Here is a 20,737-nt window from a genome sequence, read left to right on the forward strand (position 1 = left end):
GTGAATTCATTTAAAACGATTTACAATAGGTTTTGCATTTTCGAATGCAATCCGGTTGTTTAGTGCTAGAGCCGTCACCACATTCCTGGTGACACTATATGATTTAAACTGAAGAGTTTGATCATGGCTCAGATTGAACGCTGGCGGCAGGCCTAACACATGCAAGTCGAGCGGTAACAGATCTAGCTTGCTAGATGCTGACGAGCGGCGGACGGGTGAGTAACGCGTAGGAATCTACCCAGTAGCGGGGGATAAGCCAGAGAAATTTGGTCTAATACCGCATACGCCCTTCGGGGGAAAGCAGGGGCTCTTCGGACCTTGCACTATTGGATGAGCCTGCGTGAGATTAGCTAGTTGGTGAGGTAAGAGCTCACCAAGGCGACGATCTCTAGCTGGTCTGAGAGGATGATCAGCCACACTGGAACTGAGACACGGTCCAGACTCCTACGGGAGGCAGCAGTGGGGAATATTGCACAATGGGGGAAACCCTGATGCAGCCATGCCGCGTGTGTGAAGAAGGCCCTAGGGTTGTAAAGCACTTTCAGTCGTGAGGAAAGGTGTGTACTTAATACGTGCATACTGTGACGTTAGCGACAGAAGAAGGACCGGCTAACTCCGTGCCAGCAGCCGCGGTAATACGGAGGGTCCGAGCGTTAATCGGAATTACTGGGCGTAAAGCGCGCGTAGGTGGATTGGTCAGTCAGATGTGAAAGCCCAGGGCTCAACCTTGGAACTGCACCTGATACTGCCAGTCTAGAATACGGTAGAGGGTAGTGGAATTTCCTGTGTAGCGGTGAAATGCGTAGATATAGGAAGGAACACCAGTGGCGAAGGCGACTACCTGGACCGATATTGACACTGAGGTGCGAAAGCGTGGGGAGCAAACAGGATTAGATACCCTGGTAGTCCACGCCGTAAACGATGTCTACTAGCCGTTGGAAGACTTGATCTTTTAGTGGCGAAGCTAACGCGATAAGTAGACCGCCTGGGGAGTACGGCCGCAAGGTTAAAACTCAAATGAATTGACGGGGGCCCGCACAAGCGGTGGAGCATGTGGTTTAATTCGACGCAACGCGAAGAACCTTACCAACTCTTGACATCCAGAGAAGTTACTAGAGATAGTTTCGTGCCTTCGGGAACTCTGAGACAGGTGCTGCATGGCTGTCGTCAGCTCGTGTTGTGAAATGTTGGGTTAAGTCCCGTAACGAGCGCAACCCTTGTCCTTATTTGCCAGCACATAATGGTGGGAACTCTAAGGAGACTGCCGGTGACAAACCGGAGGAAGGTGGGGACGACGTCAAGTCATCATGGCCCTTACGAGTTGGGCTACACACGTGCTACAATGGCCGGTACAGAGGGCTGCGAACCTGCGAAGGTAAGCTAATCTCATAAAACCGGTCGTAGTCCGGATTGGAGTCTGCAACTCGACTCCATGAAGTCGGAATCGCTAGTAATCGTGGATCAGAATGCCACGGTGAATACGTTCCCGGGCCTTGTACACACCGCCCGTCACACCATGGGAGTGGATTGCACCAGAAGTAGCTAGCTTAACCTTCGGGAGGGCGGTTACCACGGTGTGGTTCATGACTGGGGTGAAGTCGTAACAAGGTAGCCCTAGGGGAACCTGGGGCTGGATCACCTCCTTAAACGAAAGCCGAATCTTGGCAAGCGTTCACACGAATTATCTGATCAGAAAGTGAAGAGAGCGAATTAGTTCTAACCGATTGAAGGCTTGTAGCTCAGCTGGTTAGAGCGCACCCCTGATAAGGGTGAGGTCGGTGGTTCAAGTCCACTCAGGCCTACCACTTTTACTGGCAAAATCTTAAGTAAGTGGTCAGTTAGAACTGAGAGTAAAGACGCTCAGCTGGTTAGAGCGCACCCCACTCTTTATAAAAGAAAGGGGGGTGAGGTCAGTGATTCAAGTCCACTCAGGCCGATCCATATTGCATCACTCTACAACCTGCTAGGCAGAATACTTACGCAGTCATTTTTGCTTTAGACAAGGCGCACGCTGGAGCGAGCGAAGACGTTACCCTCAATGGGTAATAACTGAGCGAGCGACGAGTGCAACGCCGTATAAAGTGAAAAGGACAAGTAAGGGGCTATAGCTCAGCTGGGAGAGCGCCTGCTTTGCACGCAGGAGGTCTGCGGTTCGATCCCGCATAGCTCCACCATAACTCTTCAGTCTAAGGATTAAGAGTTTTAAAACATAGCTCAATTAGTGAAGATTGTTTACTAAGTGACTTATCTTTTAAAGCTTTTTTGCTTTAAACGCTCTTTAACAATTTGGATTTAGATTCATTGATTTAGATTGACTTGTATTTTTCATACAAGCGCCAATTCGGCGAAATCTATCGTTACTGTACTAATCAGTTACTATGATTCCAGACGCCTTCGGGTTATATGGTCAAGTGACTAAGCGTGCACGGTGGATGCCTTGGCAGTCAGAGGCGATGAAGGACGTTGTAACCTGCGATAAGGTTCGGGGAGCTGGTAAACAAGCTTTGATCCGGACATTTCCGAATGGGGAAACCCACCTATTTATAGGTATCTTTTACGCGAATACATAGCGTATTAGAGGCGAACCCGGGGAACTGAAACATCTAAGTACCCGGAGGAAAAGAAATCAACCGAGATTCCCTAAGTAGCGGCGAGCGAACGGGGATTAGCCCTTAAGCAATAATGTAGTTAGAAGAAGGCGCTGGAAAGCGCCGCCATAGTGGGTGATAGCCCCGTATTCAAAAACTTATTTATTGTGAAATCGAGTAGGACGGGACACGTGATATCCTGTCTGAACATGGGGGGACCATCCTCCAAGGCTAAATACTCCTGACTGACCGATAGTGAACCAGTACCGTGAGGGAAAGGCGAAAAGAACCCCTGTGAGGGGAGTGAAATAGATCCTGAAACCGTGTACGTACAAGCAGTGGGAGCCGTTTTAGGACGGTGACTGCGTACCTTTTGTATAATGGGTCAGCGACTTACTTTTAGTGGCAAGGTTAAGCAATTGCGGAGCCGTAGGGAAACCGAGTCTTAATAGGGCGTCCAGTCGCTAGGAGTAGACCCGAAACCGAGTGATCTATCCATGGGCAGGTTGAAGATGCAGTAACATGCATTGGAGGACCGAACCGACTGTCGTTGAAAAGCCAGCGGATGACTTGTGGATAGGAGTGAAAGGCTAATCAAACTCGGAGATAGCTGGTTCTCCTCGAAAACTATTTAGGTAGTGCCTCGTGTCTAACCATGGGGGGTAGAGCACTGTTTCGGCTAGGGGGTCATCCCGACTTACCAACCCGATGCAAACTCCGAATACCCATGAGTTCAATCACGGGAGACACACGGCGGGTGCTAACGTCCGTCGTGGAAAGGGAAACAACCCAGACCGTCAGCTAAGGTCCCAAAGTTTATGCTAAGTGGGAAACGATGTGGGAAGGCTTAGACAGCTAGGAGGTTGGCTTAGAAGCAGCCACCCTTTAAAGAAAGCGTAATAGCTCACTAGTCGAGTCGGCCCGCGCGGAAGATATAACGGGGCTAAGCATAACACCGAAGCTACGGATGCACTTAGTGCATGGTAGAGGAGCGTTCTGTAAGTGGTTGAAGCGGAAGCCGTAAGGCACCGTGGACATATCAGAAGTGCGAATGCTGACATGAGTAACGATAAGGGAGGTGAAAACCCTCCCCGCCGGAAGACCAAGGGTTCCTGTCCAACGCTTTTCGTGGCAGGGTGAGTCGGCCCCTAAGGAGAGGCTGAAGAGCGTATCCGATGGGAAACAGGTTAATATTCCTGTACTGATTATAACTGCGATGGGGTGACGGAGTAGGCTAGGCTAGCGCGGCGTTGGTTGTCCGCGTTTAAGGTAGTAGGCTAAGGACTTAGGTAAATCCGGGTCCTTGTTAGGCTGAGAACCGATGACGAGTTCCTATATGGAACGAAGTAGTTGATGCCATGCTTCCAGGAAAAACCTCTAAGCTTCAGGTTATAACTAACCGTACCCCAAACCGACACAGGTGGTCAGGTAGAGAATACTAAGGCGTATGAGAAAACTCGGGTGAAGGAACTAGGCAAAATGGCACCGTAACTTCGGGAGAAGGTGCGCCGGTTTTAGTGATGGGACTTGCTCCCTAAGCTGAGGCCGGTCGAAGATACCAGGTGGCTGCGACTGTTTATTAAAAACATAGCACTCTGCAAACTCGAAAGAGGACGTATAGGGTGTGACGCCTGCCCGGTGCCGGAAGGTTAATTGATGGGGTTAGGATTCGTCCGAAGCTCTTGATCGAAGCCCCGGTAAACGGCGGCCGTAACTATAACGGTCCTAAGGTAGCGAAATTCCTTGTCGGGTAAGTTCCGACCTGCACGAATGGCGTAACGATGGCCACACTGTCTCCACCCGAGACTCAGTGAAATTGAAATAGCGGTTAAGATGCCGTTTACCCGCGGCTAGACGGAAAGACCCCGTGAACCTTTACTACAGCTTCACAGTGGACTTTGATATTACTTGTGTAGGATAGCTGGGAGGCTTTGAAACTTTATCGCCAGATAGAGTGGAGCCAATCTTGAAATACCAGCCTGGTAATATTGAGGTTCTAACCTAGGTCCCTAAGCGGGATCAGGGACATTGTGTGGTGGGTAGTTTGACTGGGGCGGTCTCCTCCCAAAGAGTAACGGAGGAGCACGAAGGTACCCTCAGCATGGTCGGAAATCATGCAATGAGCGCAAGAGTAGAAGGGTGCTTGACTGCGAGATAGACACATCGAGCAGGTACGAAAGTAGGTTCTAGTGATCCGGTGGTTCTGTATGGAAGGGCCATCGCTCAACGGATAAAAGGTACTCCGGGGATAACAGGCTGATACCGCCCAAGAGTTCACATCGACGGCGGTGTTTGGCACCTCGATGTCGGCTCATCACATCCTGGGGCTGAAGCCGGTCCCAAGGGTATGGCTGTTCGCCATTTAAAGTGGTACGCGAGCTGGGTTTAGAACGTCGTGAGACAGTTCGGTCCCTATCTGCCGTGGGCGTTTGAGATTTGAGAAGAGTTGCTCCTAGTACGAGAGGACCGGAGTGAACGAACCTCTGGTGTACCGGTTGTGATGCCAATTGCATTGCCGGGTAGCTACGTTCGGACGGGATAACCGCTGAAAGCATCTAAGCGGGAAGCCTCCTTCAAGATGAGATCTCACTGGGAACTTGATTCCCCTAAAGGGCCGTTGAAGACTACGACGTTGATAGGTTGGGTGTGGAAGCGCTGTGAGGCGTTGAGCTAACCAATACTAATTGCCCGTGAGGCTTGACCATATAACGCCTAAGGCGTTTGGCAAGTGATTGATTAAGTAGAGAATAAACACGATAGAGAGTAACGAATTAGCGTGTGTAGAAAGTACAAGGTTGAGACAACAGACTCCCTTCTAAATCAAAATGAATTTGAATCTTAATTGTGACAGTTTTGCTTGGCGACCATAGAGTTGTGGAACCACCTGAATCCATCCCGAACTCAGACGTGAAACGCAATATCGCCGATGGTAGTGTGGGGTTTCCTCATGTGAGAGTAGGTCATCGCCAAGCATTTATTTAGAGAAACCCCGGTTACTATGTAGCCGGGGTTTTTTGCGTCTGGGGCTTGGGACGACTTTGTGGGGCTTTGGTTAGGGCTTAGGAAGTACTGCTACCTTTTAGTAGTTGTGAGTGTTTGCTGTTGCTGCTTATACTCAATTATAAATTGCTTAGTTTTGAGGTTATCAGTTTGAGTCGCTGTTTTGTGCTTTTATCTCTTTGTCTTTTATTGTTGCCTTTGTCTGCTCTAAGGGCGAATGAATGCACTGTTTTAACCGCAGCAGGTAATGTGGAGTATTCTCCTTATTTATGGCGCCAACACGAACCTAGCGAAGAAGTTGTTGGCGCTAATCGTCTGGTGATGGATGAAATAGCTAGACGCTTAGATATTACTATTCAGGTATTAGATGTTGGGTCTTGGGCGCGTGCGCAGGAGATGCTGAAGCGCGGGAGGGTGGATCTGATGGCGGGTATTTTCTATACAGAGTCTCGGGCTATATATATGAATTATATTTCTCCTGCTTTCTTTAAGACAGCCAGTGTGGTTTGGCGGAAATCGAATACACAAGGCTCCTATGATTCTCGTGATGATTTGATTGGTTTGCATGGTGTGACTGTCATCAACAATAGTTTTGGCCAGGATTTTGATGAATATGCTAAAGAGAAGCTTGACCTAACTTATGTCCCCTCTTTAGCGCAGGCATTTTTAATGCTTGATCGAGGTCGCGCTGATTATGTTCTTTATGAGAAGAACCCCGGTCTAGCTTATGCCGAGTTGCTCGGTTATAAGGGGCGCTTTGATATTCTGGATCCGTCACTTAGTACCGAGGGTCTTTATTTAGCCGTATCCAAAAAATCAAAATGTAATACGCTTGCCCTGAGAAATCGCTTGGCTGTGGTGATAGCCGATATGCAAGCTGAGGGTTTTATGGATCAGGCGTTATCTGAAGGTTTTGAAAGTTGGCGTATCTTTTTGGATTAATTTTGTTTAATTATAGTCTTTTCGCAATTGCGGAATAGACAGAAAGCGCCTTTATAGCATAAAATACAGCCGGTTTGCCTGTAGCAAACCTTTTGTACAAGTTTCTTAACAAGGAAGCGAGGCTGAATTTCGGTTTGCCTCGCTTTTTTGCACGTATCGTTTCTGATTTTGTTGTGCACATTTTGCGAGGAGGTTCAATTGGCGAGACCAGCCATTCTTGCTCTTGAAGACGGAAGTATATTCAAGGGCGTAGCCATTGGCGCAGACGGGCAGTCTAGCGGCGAGGTTGTATTTAATACCTCTATGACGGGTTATCAGGAAATTCTGACAGACCCTTCTTATTGTCGTCAGATAGTAACCCTTACTTATCCTCACATAGGTAACACTGGTACCAATACTGAGGATGAAGAGTCGTCTCGTACTTGGGCTGCGGGTTTAGTTATCCGCGATATCCCTTTGGTTGCGAGTAACTTTCGTAACGAAAAAAACCTAGATGATTATCTGAAAGATAACAATATTGTAGGTATTGCAGACATTGATACGCGTCGCTTAACTCGAATACTTCGTGAGAAAGGTTCGTTAAGTGGTTGTATTATGGCAGGTGATATTGATGAAGCTAAGGCGCTTTCTGATGCTAAATCTTTTCCTGGCTTAAAGGGGATGGATCTTGCTCAGGCTGTTACGACTGAAAAAGCTTATGAGTGGAACTCGTCAACTTGGAAGCTAGGTTCTGGTCATGCTGATCTTGATCCAAAGTCTCAGCCTTTTCATGTTGTTGCTTATGATTACGGGGTCAAACGTAATATTTTGCGTATGTTGGTCGAGCGTGGTTGTCGTTTAACCGTAGTGCCAGCAAAAACTCCAGCTGCTGATGTCTTAGCGATGAAACCTGATGGTGTTTTTTTGTCAAATGGTCCGGGCGATCCAGAGCCATGTGACTACGCTATTGCTGCAATTTCCGAGATCTGCAAAACAGACCTACCTGTTTTTGGGATCTGCTTAGGTCATCAGCTGCTAGCGTTGGCATCTGGCGCTAAAACGGTGAAAATGAAATTTGGTCATCATGGCGCTAACCATCCAGTCCAAGATTTGGATGGTAAGCAGGTAATGATCACTTCTCAGAATCATGGTTTTGCGGTTGATGAGGATGCTCTACCTGCGACGTTACGTGCAACGCATAAGTCACTGTTTGATGGCTCATTGCAAGGTATTGAACGTACTGACCGTGCAGCTTTTAGTTTTCAGGGGCACCCTGAGGCGAGCCCAGGTCCGCATGATGTAGCACCTCTGTTTGATCGCTTCATTGCTGATATGAAAGCAGCTAAAGCGTAAGTCATCTATAACCTAAAAATTAGGTTGTTTGAAACGATACAGGGAGGGTGTGAATTGTCCACCTTCCTCAGCTTCTAACTGATACGACTGGTTTAATACCGATGCCAAAACGTACTGATATAAAAAGTATTTTGATTCTTGGTGCAGGTCCGATTGTAATTGGGCAAGCATGTGAATTTGATTATTCTGGCGCGCAAGCGTGTAAAGCGCTACGTGAAGAGGGTTATCGAGTTATTCTTGTTAACTCTAATCCCGCTACTATTATGACTGACCCTGCGATGGCTGATTCTACTTATATCGAGCCTATCAATTGGAAAACAGTTGAAAAAATCATAGCGAAAGAACGCCCTGAAGCACTGTTGCCTACAATGGGTGGGCAGACGGCTCTGAACTGTGCGCTTGATCTTGAGCGTGAAGGGGTATTGGAAAAATATGGCGTTGAGATGATCGGCGCTAATGCAGATACTATCGATAAAGCTGAAGACCGCAACCGCTTTGATAAAGCGATGAAAGCTATAGGTCTTGAGTGTCCTCGTGCAGCTATTGCTCATAGCATGGAAGAAGCGCTTCAGGTTCAGGCCCAGCTTGGTTTTCCATGTATTATTCGACCTTCTTTACGATGGGGGGTACCGGTGGCGGTATCGCTTATAATAAAGAAGAGTTTATTGAAATCTGTGAGCGAGGCTTAGATCTATCTCCAACAACAGAGCTATTGATCGATGAGTCTCTGATTGGTTGGAAAGAATATGAGATGGAAGTTGTTCGTGATAAAAACGACAACTGCATTATTGTTTGTGCAATTGAAAACTTCGATGCAATGGGTGTACATACAGGTGACTCTATCACCGTTGCGCCAGCACAAACATTGACGGATAAAGAATACCAAATCATGCGTAACGCTTCTTTGGCGGTATTGCGTGAAATTGGTGTTGAGACGGGTGGTTCTAACGTTCAGTTCGGGGTAAACCCAGTTGATGGCCGTATGGTCGTTATAGAGATGAATCCGCGTGTTTCTCGTTCATCAGCTTTAGCGTCTAAAGCAACCGGCTTCCCAATTGCAAAAGTGGCCGCGAAGCTGGCTATTGGTTACACATTGGATGAACTACAGAATGATATTACCGGTGGTCGTACACCTGCATCTTTCGAACCTTCGATTGATTATGTTGTTACTAAGATACCGCGTTTTACCTTTGAAAAATTCCCACAAGCTAATGATCGCCTAACGACTCAAATGAAGTCGGTAGGTGAAGTTATGGCGATTGGCCGTACACTGCAGGAATCACTGCAGAAAGCGTTGCGTGGCTTAGAGGTTGGTGCGACTGGTTTCGACTCTATTATTGATATTGAAGGCGATGATGCTCGCGCTGCAATTGTGCGTGAGATGAAAGAGCCCGGCGCTGAGCGTATTTGGTATCTAGGCGATGCTTTCCGCTCAGGGATGACCGTCGAAGAATTGTATGAAATTAGCGGTATTGATCCGTGGTTCCTAGTTCAAGTCGAAGATATTATCAAAGATGAGCTACGTGTATCTGAAATCGCGATGACTGATCTAGATAAAGATGCGGTCTTTAAACTGAAGCGTAAAGGTTTCTCTGATGAGCGTTTGGCTAAGCTGCTTGGCGTATCAGAAAAGCAGTTCCGTAAACATCGTCATAATCTAGATGTGCGTCCTGTTTATAAACGTGTAGATACTTGTGCTGCTGAGTTTGCATCCGATACTGCCTATATGTATTCCTCATATGAGGAAGAGTGCGAAGCTAACCCGACAGATCGTGAGAAAATCATGGTTATCGGTGGCGGCCCTAACCGTATAGGTCAAGGTATCGAGTTCGATTACTGCTGTGTTCACGCTGCGCTTGCTGCTCGTGATGATGGCTTTGAAACAATTATGGTTAATTGTAACCCTGAGACTGTTTCAACGGATTATGATACATCTGATCGCCTGTTCTTTGAGCCAATCACACTTGAAGATGTTTTGGAAATTGTGCACGTTGAGAAACCTAAAGGTGTAATTGTTCAGTATGGCGGTCAAACACCATTGAAACTCGCTGTTGCTCTTGAGCAGGCTGGTGTGCCAGTTATTGGTACGTCACCAGAAGCGATTGACCGTGCAGAAGACCGTGAACAGTTCCAACAGATGCTTAAGCGTTTGGGGCTTAAACAGCCTGAAAACGCGACAGTTCGCTCTTTAGAAGAAGCCATTATCGAAGCGGGTAAACTAGGTTATCCTCTGGTTGTTCGTCCATCTTATGTTTTAGGTGGTCGTGCAATGGAAATAGTATACAAAGAGGAAGAGCTGCGCCGTTATATGACAACTGCGGTTCAGGTTTCTAATGACGCGCCTGTACTATTGGATCATTTCCTTAATGCGGCTATCGAAATTGATATTGATGCTGTATGTGATGGTGAAACTGTCGTTATTGGCGCTATCATGCAGCATATAGAGCAAGCGGGTGTTCACTCAGGGGATTCTGCATGTTCTTTCCCTCCATACAGTCTTCCGGCTGATGTGCAGGATGAGATGCGTGAGATGATGCGCAAGATGGCATTAGAACTGGGTGTTGTTGGCTTGATGAATGCGCAGTTAGCTTACCAAGATGGCGAAATTTATGTGATTGAGGTTAACCCTCGTGCATCGCGGACTGTGCCATTTGTGTCTAAATGTATTGGTGTATCGTTAGCTAAAATTGGCGCACAAGTGATGACCGGTAAACCGCTGAAAGAGCTTGGTTTTACTGAAGAGATCGTGCCTAAACTATTTAATGTCAAGGAAGCTGTTTTTCCCTTCAATAAATTCCAGGGCGTTGACCCCATTTTATCTCCAGAGATGAAGTCTACGGGTGAAGTGATGGGTGTAGGTGGTACCTTTGGTGAGGCTTTCATGAAGGCTCAGATTGGTGCCGGTGAAACTATGCCGCAAGCGGGTCAGGCATTTATCTCTGTACGTGAAGTCGATAAAGAAGCATCTATGCAGGTTGCCAAAGACCTTGTTGAGCTTGGCTTTTCGCTTGTAGCTACACGAGGTACTGCAGCATTAATAGAAAAACATGGTTTAGAGGCGAAAATTGTCAATAAAGTCATGGAAGGTCGTCCAAATATAGTGGATATGATCAAAAATGACGAAATTGCTTATATTATAAATACGACAGAAGGTCGTAAGGCAATTGAAGACTCTGCTGATATTCGTCGTAGTGCACTTCAGCATAAAGTTCCTTATACAACGACCTTGGCGGGTGCTGAAGCGATTACCATGGCATTGCAATATGGCGAAGAGAAAGAAGTTCGTCGTGTCCAAGACATAGGAGCCTAATATGATTAGAGTACCGATGACGGCCGCTGGCGAGAAAGCGCTTCGTGCTGAGCTTGAGCAGCTAAAAACAGTTGATCGCCCACGTGTTATTGCTGATATTGCAGAAGCGCGGGAGCACGGAGATCTAAAAGAAAATGCTGAATATCACGCTGCGCGTGAACAACAGGGTTTTATTGAGGGGCGGATTCAGGAATTAGAATCTAAATTATCAAACTGCCAAGTCATCGATATTGCCACAATACCGCCGAGCGGAAAGGTTATTTTTGGTACAACAGTGACGATCATTAATCTCGATACTGACGAGTCTAAAACTTATCAGATTGTTGGGGATGATGAAGCTGATATCAAGGCGGGTAAAATCTCTGTAAATTCCCCGATAGCACGAGGTTTAGTTGGTAAGGAAGAGGGTGATGTCGTTAATATTCAGACGCCAGGTGGTGCGAATGAATTTGAAATTGACGAAGTTGCTCACATCTAAAGCAATAAATAAAAAGGGGTGCCAGTTGGCGCCCCTTTTTTGTATATAGATAATTCTTAACGAAGAAGATTAGATAGTTTAGGATTAGGTTCTAACGCTTTTCTGTAGATGAGCGCTATATGTCCAATTTCTTGTATTAGTTCTGCTTCAACGATTGAGCAAAGTTCGCGTATAATGAGTTTCTTTGTATCTCGATCACCAACAGCAAACTTTACTTTAATTAATTCGTGATCTTCTAGAGCGCGATCGACCTCAAGTTGAACTGCTTCAGTTAATCCTTTACCTGCTACAGTAACAACAGGGTTTAGTTTGTGACCAAGAGTGCGATAATGCTTCTTTTGCTCAGGATTCAAGCTCATATTAAAATACGCTGCCTTAAAGTGTTTTGATGAGCTTAGAGCTCAGAAAAGATAATATAACAATTTTACAACAGTTGTTCGCAGCTTAGTAGCGTACAACGCTTAAATCAGAGAGCAAGTGGTTAGTGGCGAAATCAGCAAGCAGTGAACGTTGGCTAAAAGAGCATTTTGATGATCACTATGTGAAACAAGCGAAAGAGCATGGTTATCGCTCCCGTGCGAGTTTCAAGCTTATTGAGCTTGATACAAAAGACAAATTATTCAAACCCGGTATGACTGTCGTGGATTTAGGTGCAGCCCCAGGTGGTTGGTCTCAAGTGGCGGCAGAGCGTGTTGGTGATCGGGGGCGAGTGGTTGCATCTGATATATTGCCTATGGATGGAATGTCGGGGGTTGAGTTTGTTCAGGGTGATTTTACAGAGGAAGCTGTTTTGCGACAGATACTCTCTGCCCTAGGAGATGAACCTGCAGACCTTGTAATTTCAGATATGGCCCCCAATATGAGTGGTATGTCAGCAGTTGATCAGCCTGCGGCTATGTATTTGGTGGAGTTAGCCTTAGATATGGCGCGAGAGGTACTTAAGCCCGGCGGAAATTTTGTCGCTAAAGTATTTCAAGGCGAAGGTTTTGATCAGTATTTGCAAGATATGCGTACAAGTTTTAATAAAGTGGTCACCCGTAAACCTGATTCTTCTCGTGCTCGGTCACGAGAAGTGTATTTGTTAGGTAAAGGTTTTAAAGGGTAGGCTGTGTTTTAGTGGTCAAGTGTGGCCGCATAGTATAGTGTTTAGCGTCTCCAAGTAGAGCGCCAAGCTTAATCAGCAAATTGAGGGTATTCCATTGAATGATATGGCGAAAAATCTGGTTTTGTGGCTAGTGATCGCAGCGGTATTGCTGACAGTATTTAATAACTTTAATGAAAGTGCAGAATCTAAACGCCTTAGCTATTCTGAATTTGTTTCAGAAGTAAAAGATGGCAGTGTAGATAAAGTCATTATTGACGGTTATACAATCCAAGGCCACCGTCGTAATGGTGAGACTTTTGAAACAACGCGTCCTGCGTTGCAGGATCCTAAACTTGTTGATGACCTGTTTGCGAATAATGTAATTATTGAAGGTAAGCAGCCTGAACAGCAGAGTATTTGGACTCAACTGCTAGTTGCCTCTTTTCCTATATTAGTCATTATCGCTGTATTTATGTTCTTCATGCGCCAGATGCAAGGTGGAGGAGGCAAAGGCGGCCCAATGTCCTTTGGTAAATCCAAAGCACGCATGATGGGGGAAGATCAGATTCAGACTACATTTGATGATGTGGCGGGTGTTGAAGAAGCGAAAGAAGATGTCCGAGAATTGGTGGATTTTCTTCGTGATCCTGGTAAATTTCAGCGCCTTGGTGGGCATATCCCTCGCGGCGTATTGATGTCGGGTAGTCCTGGTACAGGTAAGACGTTATTGGCGAAAGCAATTGCCGGTGAAGCGAAAGTACCTTTCTTTACCATCTCAGGTTCTGATTTTGTTGAGATGTTTGTAGGTGTAGGTGCATCCCGTGTTCGTGATATGTTTGAACAAGCTAAAAAGAACGCGCCTTGTATTATCTTTATCGATGAGATCGATGCGGTAGGCCGTCATCGTGGTGTCGGCATGGGTGGTGGTAATGATGAGCGAGAGCAAACATTAAACCAGTTGTTGGTTGAAATGGATGGCTTTGAAGGTAATGAGGGCATTATTGTTATCGCGGCAACTAACCGACCTGATGTGTTGGATCCAGCATTACTACGTCCAGGGCGTTTTGATAGACAGGTACATGTTGGCCTTCCAGATATACGTGGTAGAGAGAAAATTCTTAAAGTGCATATGAGAAAAGTGCCTTTAGGAGATGATGTAAAGCCGGAGTTGATTGCGCGTGGTACGCCTGGTTTCTCTGGTGCTGATTTGGCTAATTTGGTCAACGAAGCTGCTCTTTTTGCCGCACGAAGTGGTAAACGTACCGTTAGAATGGAACAGTTTGAAAAAGCAAAAGACAAAATCATGATGGGCGCTGAGCGTAAGTCGATGGTGATGTCCGAGAAGGAACGCTTGAATACAGCGTATCATGAAGCAGGGCACGCGATTGTTGGTCGTTTAATGCCTGAGCATGACCCTGTATATAAAGTTTCCATTATTCCTCGTGGTCGCGCGTTAGGTGTGACCATGTTTCTCCCTTTGGAAGATCGCTATAGTCATAGCCGCCAGTCGATTCTGTCCAACATCTGTTCGTTATACGGTGGTCGAATCGCTGAAGAGATGACTTTAGGTAAAGATGGTGTGACTACAGGCGCATCTAACGATATACAGAGAGCGACCTCTTTTGCTCGGAGTATGGTTGCGAAGTGGGGTTTAACTGATGAGATGGGGCCTCTGCTATATGATGAGGAGGAATCTGATCCGTTTAACCGTGGCTATGGTCAAGGCGCTAAACCGCTTGCTGAGGAAACTCAACGTAAAATCGATATGGAAACCCGTAAAATTATCGATGAATGCTACAAGCGTGCTGAAACTATCCTCGTAGATAATCGAGATATTCTTGAGTCTATGTGTGCTGCACTTATGAAGTATGAGACTATTGATAGCAGTCAGATCGATGAGTTGATGGAACGTAAGCCTGTTTCTTCGCCTGAAGGTTGGGGTGATGATAGTGAAGATGATACGCCTTCTGCATCGGTCGATGAATCGACTAACACGTCCAACGATGAAGTGGATATGAATGAAGGTGATGAGGGCGTTGATCCAGATGTGCCTGATTCTTCAGATAAAAATATCCACTAATTATCAGGTGGATTGAAAGATAAAAGGCTAGCTTTGTAACGAAGCTGGCCTTTTTTAATATGTTAAACAATCAGAATAAGGCAGATACTATGCGTGAATTTCAGTTTGGCACGCGTACCTTAGATTTATCATACACGCATGTGATGGGTATTCTTAATGTCACACCTGATTCGTTTTCCGATGGTGGTATGTTACATAACGGCGGCTCAGCTCAGTTAGATAAAATTCTAATTCAAGCTGAGAAAATGATTGGTGATGGCGCCACTATTTTAGATATTGGTGGTGAATCAACAAGGCCTGGTGCTGTACCTGTATCGCTTCAGGAGGAAAAGGAGCGTGTATTACCGGTCATCGAGAAGATAGCTCAGGAGTTTGATGTGGTTATCTCCATTGATACTAGCGCTCCTGAGCTCATTACAGAGGCGGCCAAATTAGGTGTAGGGCTGCTTAACGATGTTCGTGCTTTAGGTCGAGAGGGTGCGTTAGAGGCGGCCTCTAGTACAGGGCTGCCTGTTTGCTTAATGCATATGTTGGGAAGTCCTGCAACTATGCAGGATCGTCCAGAGTATGATGATGTTTTGGATGATGTCAGCGATTTCTTTGCCAAGCGTGTTTTGGCCTGTGAAGCTTCAGGTATAGCTAAAGAACGTCTTATTCTTGATCCAGGCTTTGGTTTTGGTAAAACCGTGGAGCATAATCTAAGGCTGATGAATAATATATCTCAATTGCATGCATTTGGGTTGCCTTTGTTGATCGGTACTTCGCGCAAATCAATGCTGGGTGCAGTGTTAAATCGAGAAGTAGATCAACGTTTGGCCGGTGGTTTGGCGACTGTAGTTATGTCGGTGATGCAAGGTGCCGCCATTGTTCGAGTGCATGATGTTAAAGAAACTGCGGATGCAGTAAAAATGACCCGCGCCGTTATGGCTGAAGCGGTTATTAAATAGAGGGAAGAAGATGACAAAGCGCTATTTTGGGACTGACGGTATTCGCGGTAGGGTTGGGCAGTTTCCAGTGACGCCAGACTTTGTTCTGAAGTTGGGTTGGGCGGCAGGTAAGGTCTTTGCTCGAGAGGGTTATAGTAAAATTTTGATCGGTAAAGATACGCGTATTTCCGGTTATATGTTTGAATCTGCTTTAGAGGCAGGTTTGTCTGCGGCGGGTGTGGATGTGCTGCTAACAGGCCCAATGCCGACACCGGCCGTCGCTTACTTAGCTAGAACCTTTCGTGCGGATGCGGGGATTGTGATTAGTGCGTCTCATAATCCTTTTTATGATAACGGCATTAAATTCTTCTCCTCTGAAGGGACAAAGCTACCCGATGATGTTGAGCAAGCGATAGAAGCGCAAATGGATATAGCGATGACGACAGTGGATTCGTCTGAGTTGGGTAAAGCGAAAAGGATTGTTGATGCCGCTGGACGCTATATTGAATTTTGTAAAGCTACAGCGGGAGGTATCTCGCTAAAAGGATTGAAAATCATTTTAGACTGTGCAAATGGCGCAACTTATCATGTGGCCCCTTCAGTATTTACTGAATTAGGTGCAAAGGTTATTGAGATCGCATCCTCTCCCGATGGCTTGAATATAAATGAAAACTGCGGTGCTACAGAAACGGAACGTTTGCGTACCGTTGTATTAGCTGAAAAAGCAGATTTAGGCATAGCATTGGATGGCGATGGTGATCGCGTCATCATGGTGGATCAGAATGGGCAGGAGGTTGATGGCGATGAACTGTTATTTATTATCGCTGCCCAGATGCGTCGCGAAGGTGTATTCACCGGTGGCGTTGTCGGGACATTGATGAGTAATTTTGGGCTCGAGCAGGCGTTCGCGCGTGAGAATATTCCATTTATCAGAGCAAGTGTAGGCGATCGTTATGTCATGGAGCAGTTGTACCTGAATGACTGGATTTTAGGTGGGGAAAGCTCTGGACATATTGTGTGCCGTCACCTGACAACGACTGGAGATGGAACGGTTGCTGCGCTACAAGTATTAAAAGCAATTGTTGAAACCGGTAATACTCTGGCTGAGCTGCGTCATGGTATGACTAAAATGCCGCAAGTGATGATTAACGTGCGTGTAGCTCAGAAAGTGAATATTAATGAGATTGACAGTATTCAACAGGCTGTTGTCAATACAGAGAAACAGCTCGGCAAACGGGGGCGTGTTTTATTGCGGCCTTCTGGGACGGAGCCTTTGGTTCGAGTTATGGTTGAGGGCGAAGATGCCGATGAAGTGGCTAATCTTTGTCAGCAGCTTGCAACCGATGTTGAAAAAGCCTTGATGGAGCTTGAAACTTAAGTGTAAGCCAGTTAATATTTGCGCCTCTTGAAATAGGGGGTATTAATGCGCAGAGCTTTAGTTGCCGGAAATTGGAAGATGAATGGTCGAACTGACTTCATTAATGAATTAATGAATGAGTTAGTTTCTGGTATTCAAGCTTCAGCCGTTGATGTGCTAGTGTGTCCGCCTGCGATATACCTATCCCAAGTGAAGTCGATGTCAGGTTCGTTCATTGCTGTGGGTGCACAGAATGTAAGCGAAAACCCAGACGGGGCATTCACGGGCGAGATTTCACTGCCGATGTTGAGAGATTTAGGATGTGAGTATGTAATCCTAGGACATTCAGAACGTCGCAGTCTTTATGCAGAAACTGATTTAGTGGTTGCTGATAAGTTTATCGCAACAGTGGCTGCAGGGTTAAAACCTATTCTTTGTGTAGGTGAAACTCTTGAAGAACGAGAGCAAGGTAAGACACTTGATGTTGTTGGACGTCAGTTAAAGGCAGTAATTGATGCTGCTGGAATTGATAAGTTTGCGGATGCTGTTATTGCCTATGAGCCTGTATGGGCAATAGGTACAGGTAAAACCGCGACATCTGAACAAGCGCAAGATGTACATGCTGCAATTCGCGCAATGATCGCAGAGTATGATGCAAAAACTGCATTAGCTACTCGTATACTATACGGTGGTAGTGTCAATGCGAGAAATGCTGCAGAGTTGTTCGCAAACGATGACGTTGATGGAGGGCTAGTAGGTGGAGCCTCTCTTAAAGCAAATGATTTTATTGCCATCTGCCACGCGGCAGATGCATAAATAGACGGTTAAACAATGGAAACAGTAGTTCTGATTATTCATGTGTTGTTAGCAGCGGCTGTAATTGGTCTGATTTTGCTGCAACAGGGCAAAGGCGCTGAAGCAGGTGCCTCTTTCGGTGCAGGTGCTTCCCAGACTGTTTTCGGTAGTACAGGGAGTGGTAACTTTCTGTCCCGCATGACAGGCATTGTCGCTGCCGGTATTTTTGTAACGAGCTTCATCTTAGCTGTTTATGCTAAAGAGAAGGCAGAATCTATTGGTGACGCGGGAATCCCAGCAGCTACTGCTGTTGAGAGTCAAGCCCCTGCGTTACCTGTTGAGCCTCAGCTTCCTGCTTTGGAAGAGGAAGGAAAGGTTGTCGCGCCTGTTGAGTCAGATATTCCAAAAGCTGACTAAAGGGTAGTAAAGGTTTGATGCCCAAGTGGTGGAATTGGTAGACACGCTATCTTGAGGGGGTAGTGGCCGTCAGGCCGTGCCGGTTCAAGTCCGGCCTTGGGCACCATTAATCTTGATTAAGGTCGCTGGTACATATACAATTTGCACCAGTTTTGATGCGGGGTGGAGCAGCTTGGTAGCTCGTCGGGCTCATAACCCGAAGGTCGTTGGTTCAAATCCAGCCCCCGCTACCAACCTTATTTAACGTAAGGCCCCTTTTTAGGGGCTTTTTCGTCAGTGAATTACAGTATATGAATATCTATACTGTAGGTCGGGAATGGGTCATTAGACCCATTTTTTGTTTGTGAAATTTGTAAATGCTTTAGCTAACTTATTGAAATATAAGAAATAGGCGTTTAAGTGCTAGTACAGGTGGGTTATTCGTGTCAGCGAAAATGAAACTGTTGCAAGAGTTAATTGAACCGTCAGTAATTGCATTGGGGGTTGAACTCTGGGGTATTGAGTTTCTCTCACAGGGAAAACACAGCACCTTAAGGGTGTACATTGATTCTGAAAATGGCATTAGCGTAGATGATTGCGCAAAGGTAAGTCATCAGATCAGTGGAATTATGGATGTTGAAGATCCGATAGCAGGGAATTATACCTTAGAGGTATCGTCTCCTGGTGTGGATCGTCCGTTATTTACTTTAGAACAATTTGCGGCCTATGCCGGTTCTCATATCCAATTGCGCTTGCGCATAGCATATGAAGGGCGTCGTAAGTTCAAAGGTATTTTAAATGGTATTGAAGGCGATGACATACTTGTCGTTGTTGATGATGAAGAATATATGCTGCCGATTGAGTATATCGATCGGGCAAACATTATCCCTCAGTTCTAAATATAGAATTGGGGTCTTGGGTGAGGCAGAGGCATGAATAAAGAGATTCTGTTGGTAGCAGAAGCAGTTTCTAACGAAAAAGAAGTTCCGAAAGAAGTTATTTTCGAAGCTATCGAAGTTGCATTGGCAACGGCGACAAAAAAACGTTATGACGAAGAAGCTGATATTCGCGTAGTAATTGATCGCGCAACAGGCGATTACGAAACATTCCGTCGTTGGTTAGTGGTAACCAACGAGGTTGTACCTGCACTAGGTACAGAGTTAACAATGCAGGAAGCTGAAGAGATTGATACAGCGCTGCAGCCAGATGATATCCACGAAGAACAGGTTGAATCGGTTAAGTTTGGTCGTATTGCGGCACAGACAGCTAAACAAGTTATCGTACAGAAAGTACGTGAAGCTGAAAGAGCAAAAGTGGTTGAACTCTATCGTGATCGCCAAGGTGAATTAATCTCGGGCAGTGTCAAAAAAGTTACACGCGATAATATTATAGTGGACTTAGGTAACAACGCTGAAGCGTTGCTGCCTCGTGACCAATTGATTCAGCGTGAAACGTTCCGTATGGGCGATCGTGTTCGTGCTGTTCTGCTTGAAGTTCGTTCTGAAGGTCGCGGACCTCAGCTAATTATGAGCCGTGCTTGTAATGAAATGCTGATCGAGCTGTTCCGTATAGAAGTACCTGAAATTTCGGAAGAGGTTATCGAGATTCGAGCTGCGTCCCGTGATTTAGGTTCCCGCGCGAAAATCGCGGTAAAAACGAATGATGGTCGTATCGACCCCGTTGGTGCTTGTGTAGGTATGCGAGGTTCTCGTGTACAGGCTGTATCAAATGAGTTGAACGGTGAGCGTGTTGATATTGTATTGTGGGATGACAACCCAGCACAGCTTGTTATTAATGCAATGGCACCGGCTGAAGTTGCATCGATCGTTTTAGATGAGGAAACTCACTCGATGGATGTTGCGGTTGCTAGTGAAAATCTTGCAATGGCGATCGGTCGTAATGGACAAAATGTGCGTTTAGCCTCCGAGCTGACAGGCTGGGAACTTAACGTGATGACTGAAGAAGATGCACAGAATAAGCATCAAACTGAAGTTGGTTCAGTTATCGGTCAGTTTGTTGATCATCTTGATGTGGACGAAGACGTTGCAGAAGTATTAGTTGGCGAAGGGTTCACTACACTGGAAGAAGTTGCTTATGTTCCAGTTGATGAGATGCTTGAAATTGATGGATTCGATGAAGATATCGTCAATGAGCTGCGCAAACGAGCTAAAGACGCGCTGCTTAACTTGGCGATAGCCAATGAAGAGCAACTGGATAAAGCAGAACCCGCTGCAGATCTCCTTGAGATGGAGGGGATGGATAAGCATTTGGCTTTCATTCTTGCTGCTCAAGGCATCATTACGATGGAAGATTTGGCGGAACAATCTATTGATGATTTGATAGATATAGAAGACCTGGACGAAGAACGAGCCGCATCGTTAATCATGACTGCTCGTGCTCCATGGTTTGCAGAAGAAGAGTAAGGTTAACGGAAGAGGAGCCCCTTGAT

The 20,737-nt window shown here is 46.0% G+C and carries 12 protein-coding genes, 4 tRNA genes, 3 rRNA genes and 1 pseudogene; 19 read left to right on the top strand and 1 reads right to left on the bottom strand.

Going from position 1 to position 20,737, the window contains the following annotated elements:
• The first annotated feature begins 105 nt into the window (after positions 1-105).
• The 9 genes and pseudogenes from ACOQOE_RS02500 (at position 106) to greA (ending at position 11,650) form a co-directional block, all read left to right on the top strand.
• Positions 106-1,646 (top strand): 16S ribosomal RNA (locus ACOQOE_RS02500).
• An 82-nt stretch (positions 1,647-1,728) separates the two neighbouring features.
• Positions 1,729-1,805 (top strand) — tRNA-Ile (locus ACOQOE_RS02505).
• Positions 1,806-2,098: 293 nt separating this feature from the next.
• Positions 2,099-2,174 (top strand) — tRNA-Ala (locus ACOQOE_RS02510).
• A 231-nt stretch (positions 2,175-2,405) separates the two neighbouring features.
• A 23S ribosomal RNA gene (locus tag ACOQOE_RS02515) occupies positions 2,406-5,293 on the top strand.
• A gap of 151 nt (positions 5,294-5,444) precedes the next feature.
• Positions 5,445-5,560, top strand: a 5S ribosomal RNA gene (gene rrf / locus ACOQOE_RS02520).
• The 16S, 23S and 5S rRNA genes sit together here with 2 tRNA genes alongside, the layout of an rRNA operon.
• Positions 5,561-5,738: 178 nt before the next feature.
• Positions 5,739-6,530, top strand: coding sequence for a substrate-binding periplasmic protein (locus tag ACOQOE_RS02525; RefSeq protein ID WP_420554831.1), 792 nt, complete (start codon positions 5,739-5,741; stop codon positions 6,528-6,530).
• Between the two features lie 198 nt (positions 6,531-6,728).
• On the top strand, positions 6,729-7,862 hold the full coding sequence (gene carA / locus ACOQOE_RS02530; protein WP_420554832.1) for a glutamine-hydrolyzing carbamoyl-phosphate synthase small subunit: 1,134 nt from the start codon (positions 6,729-6,731) through the stop codon (positions 7,860-7,862).
• A 101-nt stretch (positions 7,863-7,963) separates the two neighbouring features.
• Positions 7,964-11,172 (top strand): annotated as a pseudogene (carB, locus tag ACOQOE_RS02535) (carbamoyl-phosphate synthase large subunit).
• A 1-nt stretch (position 11,173) separates the two neighbouring features.
• Entirely contained in the window at positions 11,174-11,650 is a 477-nt protein-coding gene (greA, locus tag ACOQOE_RS02540) for a transcription elongation factor GreA (RefSeq protein ID WP_420554833.1), read from the top strand.
• 56 nt (positions 11,651-11,706) lie between these two features.
• On the opposite strand, the gene ACOQOE_RS02545 is transcribed toward greA, so the two are convergent.
• On the bottom strand, positions 11,707-12,009 hold the full coding sequence (locus ACOQOE_RS02545) for a YhbY family RNA-binding protein (RefSeq protein WP_067868174.1): 303 nt from the start codon (positions 12,007-12,009) through the stop codon (positions 11,707-11,709).
• A gap of 125 nt (positions 12,010-12,134) precedes the next feature.
• Between ACOQOE_RS02545 and rlmE the strand changes: the two genes are divergently transcribed.
• From rlmE to nusA, 10 genes are all read left to right on the top strand, one after another.
• A complete protein-coding gene (rlmE, locus tag ACOQOE_RS02550; RefSeq protein ID WP_067868171.1) occupies positions 12,135-12,755 on the top strand; it encodes a 23S rRNA (uridine(2552)-2'-O)-methyltransferase RlmE in 621 nt (206 codons plus the stop codon).
• 103 nt (positions 12,756-12,858) lie between these two features.
• Entirely contained in the window at positions 12,859-14,814 is a 1,956-nt protein-coding gene (gene ftsH / locus ACOQOE_RS02555) for an ATP-dependent zinc metalloprotease FtsH (protein ID WP_067868196.1), read from the top strand.
• A gap of 89 nt (positions 14,815-14,903) precedes the next feature.
• Positions 14,904-15,761, top strand: a complete 858-nt coding sequence (gene folP, locus ACOQOE_RS02560; protein WP_420554834.1) for a dihydropteroate synthase — start codon at positions 14,904-14,906, stop codon at positions 15,759-15,761.
• Between the two features lie 10 nt (positions 15,762-15,771).
• Positions 15,772-17,118 carry a phosphoglucosamine mutase gene (gene glmM / locus ACOQOE_RS02565; RefSeq protein ID WP_067868168.1) on the top strand — a complete coding sequence of 449 codons (1,347 nt, stop codon included), beginning with the start codon at positions 15,772-15,774 and terminating at the stop codon, positions 17,116-17,118.
• A gap of 45 nt (positions 17,119-17,163) precedes the next feature.
• Positions 17,164-17,913, top strand: a complete 750-nt coding sequence (gene tpiA, locus ACOQOE_RS02570; RefSeq protein ID WP_067868165.1) for a triose-phosphate isomerase — start codon at positions 17,164-17,166, stop codon at positions 17,911-17,913.
• Between the two features lie 15 nt (positions 17,914-17,928).
• Entirely contained in the window at positions 17,929-18,309 is a 381-nt protein-coding gene (gene secG / locus ACOQOE_RS02575) for a preprotein translocase subunit SecG (protein WP_067868163.1), read from the top strand.
• A 19-nt stretch (positions 18,310-18,328) separates the two neighbouring features.
• Positions 18,329-18,415, top strand: a tRNA-Leu gene (locus ACOQOE_RS02580).
• A 50-nt stretch (positions 18,416-18,465) separates the two neighbouring features.
• A tRNA-Met gene (locus ACOQOE_RS02585) sits at positions 18,466-18,542 on the top strand.
• Between the two features lie 201 nt (positions 18,543-18,743).
• Entirely contained in the window at positions 18,744-19,187 is a 444-nt protein-coding gene (gene rimP, locus ACOQOE_RS02590; RefSeq protein ID WP_407937494.1) for a ribosome maturation factor RimP, read from the top strand.
• 33 nt (positions 19,188-19,220) lie between these two features.
• Positions 19,221-20,711 (top strand): transcription termination factor NusA, encoded by a 1,491-nt coding sequence (gene nusA / locus ACOQOE_RS02595; protein WP_067868157.1) that lies wholly within the window; start codon positions 19,221-19,223, stop codon positions 20,709-20,711.
• Positions 20,712-20,737: the final 26 nt, after the last annotated feature.

The sequence above is a fragment of the Neptuniibacter marinus genome (assembly GCF_965223595.1).
Taxonomy (GTDB): domain Bacteria; phylum Pseudomonadota; class Gammaproteobacteria; order Pseudomonadales; family Balneatricaceae; genus Neptuniibacter; species Neptuniibacter marinus.

Coding starts and splice junctions, on each gene's coding strand:
- greA (WP_420554833.1), top strand. CDS start 11,174: ATGATTAGAGTACCGATGACGGCCGCTGGCGAGAAAGCGCTTCGTGCT.
- ACOQOE_RS02545 (WP_067868174.1), bottom strand. CDS start 12,009: ATGAGCTTGAATCCTGAGCAAAAGAAGCATTATCGCACTCTTGGTCAC.
- ftsH (WP_067868196.1), top strand. CDS start 12,859: ATGGCGAAAAATCTGGTTTTGTGGCTAGTGATCGCAGCGGTATTGCTG.
- folP (WP_420554834.1), top strand. CDS start 14,904: ATGCGTGAATTTCAGTTTGGCACGCGTACCTTAGATTTATCATACACG.
- glmM (WP_067868168.1), top strand. CDS start 15,772: ATGACAAAGCGCTATTTTGGGACTGACGGTATTCGCGGTAGGGTTGGG.
- tpiA (WP_067868165.1), top strand. CDS start 17,164: ATGCGCAGAGCTTTAGTTGCCGGAAATTGGAAGATGAATGGTCGAACT.
- secG (WP_067868163.1), top strand. CDS start 17,929: ATGGAAACAGTAGTTCTGATTATTCATGTGTTGTTAGCAGCGGCTGTA.
- rimP (WP_407937494.1), top strand. CDS start 18,744: ATGAAACTGTTGCAAGAGTTAATTGAACCGTCAGTAATTGCATTGGGG.
- nusA (WP_067868157.1), top strand. CDS start 19,221: ATGAATAAAGAGATTCTGTTGGTAGCAGAAGCAGTTTCTAACGAAAAA.